Here is a 13,382-nt window from a genome sequence, read left to right as displayed (position 1 = left end):
AATTATTCCGGATTATTGTAAATAATCTGGCTCATCACCCTTCCTTCCTTGATGGCCCAAAGAGTGACATACCTGTTCTCGCCGGAACCATTGATCATATAAAGATAGATGTGATCATTGTCAAGAGCAGTTACTCCGACATTATTGAAATCCATAGTAGGCTGGAACATATTTTTAATAGCTTCCCTTACGAAAACAGAACCTCTTCCCGGTTGTTGTACACGAATCGATTTGATTTCCGTCATCCCTTCAGGAAGCGCATCTTTAATTCCCCAAGGTTTAATTTTATCAATGGTCAGAATTTTTCCGTCCGTATCTTTTTCCTGCTTTCTGTAACCGGCATTCGAAGGGTAAACATCGATTAACACTTTGGTTCTTTGGGATGTTGGTATTTTGGGATTACTGTTGTCCGTGAAAATAAGTGATTTTCCGTTCTTGGATTTAGAAGGTGTAAATTGTGGCAACTGGTCAATGAAAGCAATACGCTCTTTGTTCACCATACCTTCCTTCTCAAGATTTTCATATCTTACAAAAGGTTTTTCATCGTCCTGTTTTTCAGGATATTTGATCCAGATCCATTCTGTTTCTCCCGGAGCGGGTTTTACATAAACAAATACATCCCCTTTACGCATACGGATTTTGTCTACGATTTTTCTGTAGTTATCCTTGTGGACACGTACATTAGCGTAGCCTTCCTCAGCTTTTACAACACCGAAAGGAACTTTATTCTGTCCTTTGACAAATGCTAAAGAAAAAAGACTGAAAGCGGATAGGTACAATGCTCTGTTTACGGAAATCATTTTATGAAATTTTTTGATCCCTCAAATATATAAATTAAATGTTTTTTGAATCAGTAAAATATAACGGGATTTGATTAAAATCATCAATATGCTCTCAAAAACTTATTTTCTGATCAAATAATACCTTGGTGTTTTTACAGAAATGAGATAAAAATATAATGTTTGTCAATTGAAATGTAATAATATGTGAATAATTTAGGGTATTTTTCATGAAAATTTCATAAACATGATAAAAAAGCTACTTTTTATGCTTCTGCTTTTTTCAGTTGCAGCAAAGTTTCAGTCAGCCGGCAGAATGGACAACATAGACGCCGAATCTGCCTTTACTGTCCCGACGAATTTAGTGGCTTCCAATATCAGTTTTACTTCTGCTGATATCACGTGGGATCCTATACCGGGAGCTACAGGTTATACCGTAAGATGGCTGCCTGTGGGATCTGCGGTATGGTTTACGATGAGTATTTCCTCTGGGACGACCTCTGTTAATCTGAACGGACTTACACCCTGTTCGGGATATATAGTGCAGGTGGTGGACACCGCATCCGGAGATGTATCTTTTCCGCTAACCTTCTATACCCATCTGAATTACTGCGAGTCCACATCTGCCAATCTGGGAGTATTGTATTTATCGAACGTTAAAATAACTCCATCAGGAGGGCTTCCCGCGATGGTAAATGATTCATATGCCTCAAATTACACGAATTTTCGTTCGAATTTAACCCATCGCATACAGCTGGGGATAGGCAGCGTAAATAATGTTGTATCGGTGGAACCTAGCTGGACAGGTATACCGGGGACAGCTTATATAAAAGCCTGGATAGATTTTAATGCGAACGCTATTTTTGAAGCTTCGGAAATGATAATTTCTACTACTGTGGACTCTACAAATCCTAAAGCCTTTGTATTCAATGTCCCTCCTTTTGTCAGTATAACCCAGTGCGGAACAGCAATGAGGGTAATAATCAGCCAGGCAGCAGTGGCGGGGCCATGCGGAACATTTCCATATGGAGAAGTAGAGGACTATCGGGTCGATTTTGTGAACTCCAATCTTGCTGTAAATGAAACTGCTAAATCCAAGGAAATCACCATTTATCCGAATCCAGCCTCAGAAGTTTTGCACATCTCAGGGCTTTCATCAGAAGCGGACTATGAAATTTTTTCCGTTTCAGGGCAGAAAACAGGAGAGGGCAGAACCTCTGAGAATGCGGTAGATATTTGCCATCTTGCTAAAGGAATTTACTTTATTCAGCTTAAAAATAAAGAAAATACACCCCGACTGAAATTCATCAAAAAATAAATAAAAATAAAAATAGCGCTGAAAAATCCAGCGCTATTTTTTATAAAGTTAAAAGTTGTAAAATCCACAAAAAAGTAAATCCTCAACCTATCATCATCAAATCATCAAATCATCTCATCACCGAATCACCACATCGTCGAATCACCACATCGTCGAATCACCACATCATAGAATCATCCCATCATTAAATCCTCTCCAACTCATCCGCATTAATCGTCGTCTTAAAAGTACCATAATTTACAGTCACTTTATTTTTGGAAATTTTCTCAATGGTTCCTACGCTGGTGCTTCCCGGAATACGGACACGTTGCCCTTCTTTCATCCACACGGCGCGGTCGGTTTTGCGTTTTTCTTCCAGTTTTTCATTGGTTTCGGCAATTTTTTCGATCACATCTTCCTTTTTAAGCTGTTGGGTGATTTTTCTTTTAACCACCTGAAGACGTTTGGTTTCATCTTTATCAGCGCCAATCTTTCTGAATTTTTCTTGTTCAAGAATCTTTACAAAATCTTTGACCACATCCTTCCTTGACTTTCCTTTCACATAACTGTCGATGAACGCTTCAATTTTACTTCCGAACTGAAGCTTACGGTGTTCATCTTCATACAGTTTTTGGAAATTAAACAGTTTCTGTTGCAGCTGTTCATTCAGTTTCTGAAGGTTGTCACGCTTGTCTTCTACGGATTCTTTCCTTTCGGCAAGATCCGTTTTCAGTTTTTCAACTTCAAATTTTTCCTGCTGAAGTTTAACAATCGTTTTATCAAGATTGACAATATCGTGCTCTACTTTCTTTTTGGCGGCATGAATAATGAATCTCGGGATTCTGTTCTTCTCTGCTACTTCAAAGGTAAATGAACTTCCTGCCTGTCCCACTTCCAGCTTATACATGGGTTCCAACGTTTCTTCATCGAAAAGCATGGCTGCATTTTCTGCATTGGGAAGCTGCTCGATTACCAGTTTGATGTTCGTATAGTGGGTCGTAATAATGGCAAAACTCTTTTTATCATAGAAATACTCCATGAAACTTTCCGCCAGCGCACCTCCAAGCTCAGGATCAGATCCTGTCCCGAATTCATCAATCAGAAGCAATGTATTGGCATCAGCCTCACGAATGATCCCGGACATTTTTTTAAGCCTTGATGAATAGGTAGATAAATGATTTTCAATAGATTGATTATCACCGATGTCTGTCATGACCTTCTCAAAGAAGAACATTTCAGATTTTGGATGCACCGGTACCAGAATTCCGGTCTGTATCATCAGCTGAAGCAGTCCGACTGTTTTCAGGGTGATGGATTTTCCTCCTGCATTCGGTCCGGAAATACAGATGATTCTGTTGTGATCCGTCAATGAAAGGCTCTGTGAGTGAATCGTTTTGTTTTCTGCTTTATTTCTTAACCATAAAAGTGGATGGAAAGCATCTTTCAGTTTTAGCGTTCTGTGACGGTTGATCTTTGGAAGAATTCCGTTCACCTGTTCTGCAAATTTTGCTTTAGCTCTCGTCAGATCAAGGTCAAAAATATAAGCTTGGTATTGCCATAGCTGAGGTTGGAATTCTGCCAGTTCAGCAGTGAGTTTTCGGAGTATTTTATCTATTTCCTTTTTCTCTTCCTCTTCACTTTCCTTCAGCTTGAAGTAATGTTTTACCACACTGTCCGGCTGCATATAGGTAATGGAACCTGTTTTTGAAATTCCTAAAACCCTTCCCGCAACCCTTTTCTTGAACCCGGATTTTACTGCTAAAACCCTCATGTCTTCAATAATCGTTTCCCGGATATCATCCAAAAATTCGCTTTGTCCGTAATTGAACAGCGCACGGTTAAAATTTTCCTGAATGGCTTTTTTAGCAATCTGGATTTCAGCCCTAAGCTCTTTCAAAACAGGGGAGGCATCACTTTTCACTTCTCCAAACCGATTAAAGACCTTGTCTACCTTATCAATGATTTCTTTTTTAAACTCCAGTACAGAAACATCACCTATCAAAGTAGGAAAAGTTTCAGGCATGGTTGGGAAAAACTTCTGTAGTTTTCCTATCTGTTCAGTTAAAGTTTTTATTTTGATGAAAGCACTGTTTTCCAGACGGTAATTCTCAATCAGCATCACTTTCAGCTCACTTTCGATATCTTCATACTCATCGAATGGAATTGCATTTGAACTTTCAAAACTCGAAAGATATTCCGACGTTTTTTTCAGGGAAAGTTCCGCCTCGTCAATTTCCATGGGACGAAGTTGAAGAATTTTTTCTCTCGTTTTCGGAGAATACGCAAATGGAGAGATCTCCGCGAGCAATTGCGGAAACTCTAATTCGTTTAAATCTTCTTTATTTATATACACAGTGCAAATTTAGTGAGAAAATGTGAATGTTAATTTGAAAATCAATTAATTTGAAGATTTGGAAACAGGGCAATGCATTCATTTTACTAAATTTGGAAGATGAAACTGGAAACCGAACGCTTAATTTTAAAAAACATCAACGAAACCCATGTTGAAGACATTCTGAAAATTCGTGGCAATGAAGTCACTAATCAGTTTGTGAAAAGGAATTCTCCCAAAAACAACTATGATGCGCTGCAGTTTATTTTAACGATAAAAGAAAGAACGCAGAATAATCAGACTGTTTATTTTGGAATTGCCTATAAAGACCAGCCCAATCTTATTGGAACTATATGCCTTTGGAATTTTTCTGAGGACCGGAAAACGGCTGAGGTCGGTTATGAGTTATTACCCGATTATCATAGAAAAGGAATAATGTCCGAGGCTTTGAAAGCTGTTTTAGATCATGGATTTAATGAATTGCATTTACGTGAAATTATAGCCATTACAAGCCAATTTAATGAAAACTCCAAAGGTCTTTTGCTAAAGCATCATTTTATTTTAGAAGAGGGGAGAACAGATGAAGGTTTTCCTGATAATATTATTTTTAGCTTAAATCAAAACAATTAGCCAATCATCACATCAACTCATCATCAAATTATCAAATCAACACATCATCCAATTTGGTCATCCAGTAATTAAAGGATATTTTTGTATTATTAACAGATTTTCATACCAACCTCATGACCTGGACAGAAGTTTTAGCCCCGATAAAAAGTACCCCTTATTTTACAACCCTTTGGGAAAAAGTAAAACAAGAATATGCCACCACCAAAGTATTTCCACCTAAAAATCAAATCTTCAGAGCATTGGAAATTACGCCTTTTGAAGATGTTGAAGTGGTGATTATCGGTCAGGATCCTTATCACAATGACTTTCAGGCCAACGGTTTGTGTTTTTCTGTTTCCGAGCAGGTAACAGCGCCGCCTTCCCTTAAAAATATTTTTACCGAGCTGAAAGATGATATTGGAGTGGAAAGAACTTCAAAAGAACTGGATGACTGGGGAAAGCAAGGGGTTTTATTATTGAATGCTACCTTAACGGTGCGTGCCCATACACCAAACTCTCATAAAGATTTAGGCTGGGAAAAATTCACAGATTTTGTTATCAAGGAAATTTCAGATAAAAAAGAGAATGTCGTTTTTGTTTTATGGGGCGCTTTTGCACAAAAAAAAGCCGAACTCATTGATCCGGCTAAGCATTTTATTTTAAAATCGGCGCACCCATCACCGTTTTCTGTGTACAGAGGTTTTTATGGAAGCAAACCCTTCTCAAAGATCAATGAATACCTGATCTCAAAAGGAAAGAAGCCTATTTCCTGGTAGCATCCGGATTCGCAGATCCTTCCGTCTTTTTGATCGTAAAGGCTACTCTATATTTTCCTTCCAAAGCTTTGACACCACCATCCGATTTTGGAAAAGGGGTGATCTCTTTCATTGAAATCGTATATCCGTTGAATTCCTGAGACATATAATAATTTCTGCCTGCATTGTCTGAAGAAGCAAGGAGTAAAACGGTGGGTCTCGTGTAGGTTCCCATCACTTCGATCTGTGCTACGGCAACTCCGGCCCAGATGCAGTTAACCCCTTCTGGACAGCGGCTGTCCTCAGAAATACCTTTGAACGTGACATTCATATCATATTCTTTCAGGAATTTATTTTCTCCCTGATTAAGGTAGATAACACCTTCTTTCTGAACCGAAGATTTCGTCCCAGTAGTATTGGCAACTGAATCCGGTGTCTTCGTCTTCTTTTGGGCATTGCATCCTGCTAAGGTTAGGATTCCCAGACTGAATATAATGGCTTTGTGAAACATAATTTCTTTTTTAATAAAGTTAAAAAAACGTGACCAGAAACTTCCATCCTCCCTCTTCCAATCTAAATAACATCAAGCATATCCAAAACTACTACCAAAAACATGGCCACACCCACCACAAGACTGAATCCGGTTCCATAGATGAATCCTATAAATGCCCCTTTGGTCGATTGCAGAGCCTTGTTCATATCCTTGCTGTCATGAAGCAGTTCTCCAATAAATACGCCCGCAAACATTCCGATCAGAAAGCCTAAAGGAATTGGAATGAAGATTCCAACAATCGTTCCGACGATAGATCCGATGCTTCCCCAACGTGTTCCTCCGTATTTCCTGTTTGTTTTTGCAGGAATTACATAGTTCAGGACTGCAGAAGCCGCAGTCAGAATTCCGAATGCCCAGATATAAATCATGGGAAGATCCGCATCGGTCCCGAATTTATAAATCAAAAGTCCGCAAATGCTTAACAAAAGCCCTGGAAGGACAGGAAGGAATGTTCCCAGTATTCCCAGAAACAATAAAATAAGGCATAGAATATTAATAAGCGTTGTATCCATTCTTTAAAATTATCAATGCAAGATAGGAAAAAAGAAGATTTACAGAGACCTTTTGAATATTTGGGATGAAAATTGATTGTCAATAGTAACATCATCATTCTTAATTTTATAAATTTGCTGTAATGAAAGACGAGATACAGGACACCAAAAGTTTTTTACAGGAAATAAGCGATCAGCTTTACATCTATATCAGTCAGGTAACACCCGGCGGAATGGATTGGATTGTTCATATTATTGTGAAGCTGGCACTGCTGTGCGCCGTATTTCTAGTGGTAGATTTTGTTTTTAAATTTGCGATTAATTTTGTCTTCAGATTTTTCCGGAATGATGAAAAATATCCGATTATCCGGTCTATTTATCAATCTAAGATCTCCAACTCGGTAGCTCATTTTGCTGCCCTTCTCGTGGTAGGAGGAATACATCCTTCCATATTTCCGGCAACCGCACTACCTAAAACAAACATTTTCATCAACAGATCCATCAATTTAGGTTTGGTTCTTATTCTTGCAGGAATGTTGTACAGATCCTTAACAGGTTTCAGGTATTATTTCACCATAAAACAGGACTTCTACAAGATCATGGCACTGAATGCGATTTCAGAAACGGTAAAGATTCTTGGAATTTTTATCTTTTCTGTAGTAGGGCTCTGTGTGATATTCGGGATCAAAGGAACGACGATTGTTGGAAGTTTAGGAGCTATTACTGCGGTGCTGGTACTCGTTTTCAGAGATACTATTTTGGGATTTGTCACTGGGATACATGTTGCCACCTCTAAAAATTTAAAAGTAGGAGACTGGGTAAGCATTCCAAAATACAGCATTGAAGGAAATATTACAGATATCAGCCTTCTGACGACAAAAATCACCAATTTTGATAAAACCGTTTCCACAATTCCGACCTATGATTTACTGACCACAGAGATCAAAAACCTTCAGGTGATGTCTGAATCCAATACAAGAAGAATCAAAAAATCCGTCTATTTTAATATCAATTCTTTTAAATTTTTAAATGAAGAAGATATCGAACGGTTAAAAGATATCAACCTGATCTCAGATTATCTGGAAGAGAAAACACTGGAGATTGAAAAAGAAAAACAAAATCTGGAGCATAACGATAAAACCATCAATGGAAGACAGCTTACCAATATCGGGGTTTTCAGATATTATGCTCAAAAATATATTGAAAATGATCCTGATATTGATCAGGAAGGAGTCAGAATGGTTCGTCAGCTCGATATTACACCACAGGGACTTCCCCTTGAAGTATACTGTTTCGCGAATGATTCCAAATGGGATCACTTTGAGCAGATTCAGGCTGATATTTTTGACCACTTGCTTGTCGCATCTAAGGAATTTGATCTTCAGGTGATGCAGGTGAGTATTAAAGTGTAGAATAGAGAAGTTAGAAGCTAGAATTTAGAATTTAGAAGTTAGTGTGATTCGACCGCTTATTCTGATCTGGCTTTAGAGATATAGAAGTAGACCCAAAAACTAATTTCTAACCTCTAATATCTAATTTCTCAACAAAATAACATCTAAATAAGAAATGACAAAACTAAGCGTAAACATTAATAAAATTGCGACATTAAGAAATGCCAGAGGAGGCGAAACGCCAAGTGTAACGGAGGCAGCAGTGAAGATCCAGGAATTTGGAGGACAGGGAATCACCATCCATCCGAGACCTGATGAGAGACACATCACCAGGAAAGATGTCTACGATCTGAAACCATTGGTGACCACTGAATTCAACATTGAAGGAAATCCGCACCGCTCTTTTATTGATATGGTTCTGGAAGTAAAACCGGAGCAGGTAACATTGGTTCCTGATGCAGACGACGCTATCACGTCCAATGCAGGATGGGATACCAAAAAGCACTTAGATTTTCTGACAGAAATTATCGCAGAATTTAAAAACGCAGGAATCCGTACTTCTATTTTCCTTGACCCTTTGCCGGAGCTGGTAGAGCATGCTGCAAAAACAGGAGCTGACAGAATAGAACTGTACACCGAAGCTTACGCAAAAAACTACCTTGAGAATAAAGAACAGGCCATAAAACCTTATTATGATACTGCCGTTGCTGCCACAGAATTCGGTTTGGGTATCAATGCAGGACACGATTTGAGCCTTGAAAACTTAAAATATTTTGCAGATCATATCCCGAATCTTCTTGAAGTATCCATCGGTCATGCTTTGGTTTCTGAAGCACTATATATGGGACTTGAAAATACGGTTCAGGCGTATCTGAAACGTCTGGCAAAATGGTAAAGGAGAAGTTAAAAACTAGAAGTTAGAAATTAGATGTTAGATATTAGTGTCGAAGACATACTTTAAATATCCAACTTCCAGTTTCTAACTTCTAACTTCTAATATCTAACCTCTATAATAAAATAAATGGACATCTTAAACTCAAAAATATTTGGCGAAAATCTTACGGTTACGCCGCTGCTTGTATTTCACGGACTGTTTGGAATGCTGGACAACTGGGGAAGTTTTGGAAAAGACTTGGGTGAATACCTTCCCGTACACTTAATAGACCTTAGAAATCACGGACGAAGCTTTCATTCCGAAAGTATGTCACATGATGATCTGGCGGACGATATTGCCCGTTATATGGATCATTACGGTATTCAGAAAGCTCATGTTTTGGGACATTCTTTAGGTGGAAAAGCGGTGATGCAGTTTGCTTTGAAATATCAGGAAAGAGTAGATAAACTTATTGTGGTAGATATTTCTCCTAAGGCTTATCCTCCGCATCATCAGGGAATCATTAAGGCTCTTGAAACGGTAGATTTTAATACTGTAGGTTCAAGAGGTGAGGTAGAAACGGTTTTGAGCCAGTATATTCCTGAAAAATCTACCATACAGTTTTTAGCCAAGAACCTATATTGGGATGACAACAAAAAACTGAACTGGAGGTTTAATCTTAAAACTTTATCTGAAAAATATAACGAATTCGTTTCGAATGCCGTAAAATTTGGTGTTTTCGAAGGTGATTCTTTATTCATTGCAGGAGAAAAATCAAATTATATCCTTCCGCAGGATGAATACGGGATTAAGCAGCAGTTTCCAAAAGCGAAAATAGTGACTGTGAAAAATGCCGGACACTGGGTTCAGGCTGAAAATCCGGTTGATTTTGCAAATGTTGTAAAGGAATTTCTTGATTTACATTAATTAAATTCCGTCTATTCAGTTATTTAGTTAAAATTTTCTTAAAATAAGATAATATTTCCCCACGTATTGAAATTTTTGTACTTTAGTTTCACAAAAAACTAAATATATTAACTTATGGAAAAGAAAAACTCAAAAAAACCTTTCTTTGCTTCATTTTTAGAGAAACAAATTAATGATCCTGAAAAAATCCAGGGAGGTGGAATTACTGCGCCTACTGTTGATATGATTACTGTACCAACAAGAGATGTCATTACATCCCAAATTCTGGACAATGTTACATCGTCTGTAAGAGATCAGATCGTAACGATGAAATACCCTTCTGACAGTGATGAGGGTGGAGAACTGGAAGATTTGTAATCAAACATTACAACAAAATATTTTTTTAACTAAAACTCAATGACCATGCAAGACGAAAACTCAAAAAAGAAGCCTTTTTTTGCTTCATTCCTTGAAAAGCAAATTAAAGATCCGGAAACCATTCAAGGTGGCGGAATTATTACAAACACTGATAACGACATCATTACAATACCTTCAAGAGACAATGTTACAGCACAGATCTTTGATCATGTGACCACTCCTAACAAGGATCTTTTGGTGACTATGAAGTATCCTTCAGACGGTGATGAAGATGTTGTTTAAATTTCTGTACACAAGAAATTACAAGCATATTTAATCCAAAACTAAATTATTATGAAAGACAAAAATTCAAAAAAGAAGCCGTTTTTTGCGTCATTCTTAGAGAAACAATTGAAAGATCCTGAAACAGTAAAAGGTGGTGGTATCATCACTATTCCTGAAAGAGATGTGATCACGAAGCCAGTTGTTGATAATGTAACTTCTCCTCAGGACGATCTAATGGTTACCATGAAGTATCCATCTGACGGGGATGACGATGCTCCAACAGTTCCATTAGATTAAGACTTAAAATATTAATCGTATTAATACAATCATATCAAAGGAAACTTACCATTAAGTTTCCTTTTTTAATAAAAAGCGGCACATGATTCTCTGCATCACCCACTCAAAGGATTTTTACAATATCGATATCTTTTTTGAATATCTTACCTCTAAAAATATTCCATGGTTCAGACTGAATTCTGACCGTATGAATCATTATCAGAAAATCAGTGTGAACGAAAATTCCTTTGAACTCACAGATGAGTCCGGAAATACAATACATTCCAAAGATGTTCAAGCTGTATGGCACAGAAAAGCATGGGGAATAAGCACTCCCGAAGAGCTGGATGAAGACTACCGAAAAATATTCCTAAGCGCATACGCAAGCCTTCGCTATAACCTGATCACTGTTCTGGAAAATATTCCATGGATCAATCCTTTTGAAAATGAAAGAAAGATCGACGGAAATAAAATGCTTCAGCTAAAACTGGCCAAAGAAAGCGGACTTACCATTCCTGAAACCATTTTTTCCAACAATGAAGAAAAGATTACGTCCTTTTTTCATGAATTCTGCGGCGGAAAAGCAGTTGCCAAACTTCACAGCCTGACTGCAAAGACCATGAACGGAGAAAATCTTATCTCAACCATGATCATTGAAGAGGATACGCTTGAGAATATTTCAGACATCACGTACTGCCCGATGATCTTTCAGCCATACATTGATAAAGCTTACGAATTGAGGATTGTGTACCTGGCCGGAGATTTCTTTACCGGAAAGATCAATAACAGCGATAACGTAGACTGGAGACTGGCTAACGGAGATTATACCTGGTCAGCCTACGAACTCCCGGAACATATAAAGTCAGGTCTTACTTCAATGATGGAAGAAATGGGACTTTATATCGGAGCTATTGACATGATCAGAGGAAAAGACGGGGAATATTATTTCCTGGAAGTAAACCCACAGGGAGAATGGGGAATGCTGCAGAAAGAACTGGGTTTTCCCATTGCAGAAAAAATTGCCGATAACCTTTTAAAAAGAATCAATACCCATGAATAAAATACTAATCATTACGCATACTGCAGATAATTTTTCAATTGAAAAAGTAACGGAATATATAGAAAAAAACGGTTGTGAGGTCGTACGTTTCGATGTAGACCTGTATCCTATAGAAAACAAACTGTCCACCATTTTTCAGGATGGAGAATGGGTAAGTATCCTTGAAACCAAAGATAAAAAGTACCGTCTGGATGATATTGCGGCTATTTGGTACAGAAGAGCTTACAACATCGGAAACGGGCTGAAAGAAGAACTGGATAAAAAATTCTACGGAGCAGCTATGGGCGAGATCCGCAATACGCTTTTCGGATTTATAGAGTCTGTAGATGCTTATGCACTGGGGAAACCGGGTATTTACAGAAGACTGGATAGTAAGGAAGAACAGTTGAAAATTGCTGTTAAATTAGGACTTAAAATTCCTGAAACCTGCCTGACAAATAATCCGGAGGAAGCCAGACAGTTTATCCTTAAGCACAAGAATGTAGTGGCAAAAATGCAGACCGGTTTTGCGATTTATGAAGATGGTGTTGAAAGTGTTGTTTTCACCAACGTGGTGAATGAAGACAAGCTTGAAGAACTGGATTCACTGGTGTATTGCCCGATGCAGTTTCAGAAAAAGATAGAAAAGAAAAGAGAACTTCGTGTTACCATCGTAGGACAGGATGTTTATGCATTTGAAATAGATTCCCAGCAATCTGAAGATGCTAAAGTGGACTGGAGAAAAGATGGTGTCAACCTATTGACGAAATGGGAGAGAACAGAGCTTCCGGCAGATGTTGAAGCCAAACTCCTTGAACTTTTAGATGTTTACAATGTGGATTATGGTGCGATAGACATCATTGTTTCCCCTGAAGACGAATATTATTTCATTGAGATCAATGCTGCAGGTGAATTTTTCTGGTTAGATAATTTAACGGAAGACAATATGATTTCCAAGAGTATCGCAGACGTTCTTTGCGACAAAGCTCCAAGAAGAAACAATATGGTTATGGCTTAAAAAGTCATCACTAATTCATACTCAAAGCCCTTTTGTTGATCTGAAGGGCTTTTTTTATTTTTAAAGTGAAAAAGGACCACCCCGGCAAAAATTCAAAGAATTTTTGCCACCCTCAAGCTCTGCTTTAAGTAACCTTGAATTAAAAATCTATTTGATTTTTCTTAATGGAACTTAATCCCTTCCATATTCTTAATGTTTCAAAAATCACTCAAACATTTATCTCCCGCAGATCACACAGATTCAACAGATTTTTTATCACTGCAAATCAAATCTTTTATTTACAACTTAAGTGTCAAAAAAAACTTTTGCTTCTTTTGTGGTTAAATTATTTATAAAGTCTGTAAAAATGATAATATTGGTTAAATTAAGCGGAATTCTGCTTTAAAAATCGCAAATTTGCATAAGTAGTTTTTCATAAAA

Annotated in this window: 15 protein-coding genes; 11 read left to right on the top strand and 4 right to left on the bottom strand. The window is 37.8% G+C overall.

Annotation, left to right across the window (positions count from 1 at the left end; translation table 11 throughout):
* Window positions 1–2: 2 nt before the first annotated feature.
* A complete protein-coding gene (locus BM143_RS04270; protein ID WP_090023276.1) occupies window positions 3–800 on the bottom strand; it encodes a hypothetical protein in 798 nt (265 codons plus the stop codon).
* A 226-nt stretch (window positions 801–1,026) separates the two neighbouring features.
* Here BM143_RS04270 and BM143_RS04265 point away from each other — a divergent pair, with 226 nt between their 5' ends.
* Entirely contained in the window at window positions 1,027–2,097 is a 1,071-nt protein-coding gene (locus tag BM143_RS04265) for a GEVED domain-containing protein (RefSeq protein ID WP_090023274.1), read from the top strand.
* A gap of 184 nt (window positions 2,098–2,281) precedes the next feature.
* On the opposite strand, the gene BM143_RS04260 is transcribed toward BM143_RS04265, so the two are convergent.
* A complete protein-coding gene (locus BM143_RS04260; RefSeq protein WP_090023272.1) occupies window positions 2,282–4,429 on the bottom strand; it encodes an endonuclease MutS2 in 2,148 nt (715 codons plus the stop codon).
* Between the two features lie 99 nt (window positions 4,430–4,528).
* On the opposite strand from BM143_RS04260, the gene BM143_RS04255 reads away from it, so the two are divergent.
* Window positions 4,529–5,038 (top strand): GNAT family N-acetyltransferase, encoded by a 510-nt coding sequence (locus tag BM143_RS04255; RefSeq protein ID WP_090023270.1) that lies wholly within the window; start codon window positions 4,529–4,531, stop codon window positions 5,036–5,038.
* A 113-nt stretch (window positions 5,039–5,151) separates the two neighbouring features.
* A complete protein-coding gene (locus tag BM143_RS04250) occupies window positions 5,152–5,793 on the top strand; it encodes a uracil-DNA glycosylase (protein ID WP_090023268.1) in 642 nt (213 codons plus the stop codon).
* Here BM143_RS04250 and BM143_RS04245 read toward each other — a convergent pair.
* Window positions 5,780–6,283, bottom strand: a complete 504-nt coding sequence (locus BM143_RS04245; protein ID WP_090023266.1) for a hypothetical protein — start codon at window positions 6,281–6,283, stop codon at window positions 5,780–5,782. The two genes, BM143_RS04250 and BM143_RS04245, sit on opposite strands and share 14 nt — an antisense overlap.
* A gap of 62 nt (window positions 6,284–6,345) precedes the next feature.
* Entirely contained in the window at window positions 6,346–6,837 is a 492-nt protein-coding gene (locus BM143_RS04240) for a DUF456 domain-containing protein (protein WP_034728880.1), read from the bottom strand.
* Between the two features lie 122 nt (window positions 6,838–6,959).
* Here BM143_RS04240 and BM143_RS04235 point away from each other — a divergent pair, with 122 nt between their 5' ends.
* From BM143_RS04235 to BM143_RS04200, 8 genes are all read left to right on the top strand, one after another.
* Entirely contained in the window at window positions 6,960–8,228 is a 1,269-nt protein-coding gene (locus BM143_RS04235) for a mechanosensitive ion channel family protein (protein ID WP_090023264.1), read from the top strand.
* A 154-nt stretch (window positions 8,229–8,382) separates the two neighbouring features.
* Window positions 8,383–9,102 carry a pyridoxine 5'-phosphate synthase gene (locus tag BM143_RS04230; protein ID WP_090023262.1) on the top strand — a complete coding sequence of 240 codons (720 nt, stop codon included), beginning with the start codon at window positions 8,383–8,385 and terminating at the stop codon, window positions 9,100–9,102.
* A gap of 126 nt (window positions 9,103–9,228) precedes the next feature.
* Window positions 9,229–10,008, top strand: coding sequence for an alpha/beta fold hydrolase (locus tag BM143_RS04225; protein WP_090023259.1), 780 nt, complete (start codon window positions 9,229–9,231; stop codon window positions 10,006–10,008).
* Window positions 10,009–10,122: 114 nt separating this feature from the next.
* A complete protein-coding gene (locus tag BM143_RS04220) occupies window positions 10,123–10,365 on the top strand; it encodes a microviridin/marinostatin family tricyclic proteinase inhibitor (RefSeq protein WP_034728886.1) in 243 nt (80 codons plus the stop codon).
* Between the two features lie 45 nt (window positions 10,366–10,410).
* On the top strand, window positions 10,411–10,647 hold the full coding sequence (locus BM143_RS04215) for a microviridin/marinostatin family tricyclic proteinase inhibitor (RefSeq protein ID WP_090023880.1): 237 nt from the start codon (window positions 10,411–10,413) through the stop codon (window positions 10,645–10,647).
* A gap of 51 nt (window positions 10,648–10,698) precedes the next feature.
* A complete protein-coding gene (locus tag BM143_RS04210) occupies window positions 10,699–10,926 on the top strand; it encodes a microviridin/marinostatin family tricyclic proteinase inhibitor (RefSeq protein ID WP_090023257.1) in 228 nt (75 codons plus the stop codon).
* An 82-nt stretch (window positions 10,927–11,008) separates the two neighbouring features.
* Window positions 11,009–11,965: an MvdC/MvdD family ATP grasp protein gene (locus BM143_RS04205; protein ID WP_090023255.1), complete on the top strand. Its 957-nt coding sequence runs from the start codon at window positions 11,009–11,011 to the stop codon at window positions 11,963–11,965.
* Window positions 11,958–12,962 (top strand): MvdD family ATP-grasp ribosomal peptide maturase, encoded by a 1,005-nt coding sequence (locus BM143_RS04200; protein ID WP_090023253.1) that lies wholly within the window; start codon window positions 11,958–11,960, stop codon window positions 12,960–12,962. Before BM143_RS04205 ends, BM143_RS04200 begins: the two co-directional genes overlap by 8 nt.
* Window positions 12,963–13,382 lie beyond the last annotated feature (420 nt).

The sequence above is a fragment of the Chryseobacterium oleae genome (assembly GCF_900115055.1).
Classification (GTDB): domain Bacteria; phylum Bacteroidota; class Bacteroidia; order Flavobacteriales; family Weeksellaceae; genus Chryseobacterium; species Chryseobacterium oleae.
This window is presented reverse-complemented; position numbering and strand designations above follow the sequence as displayed.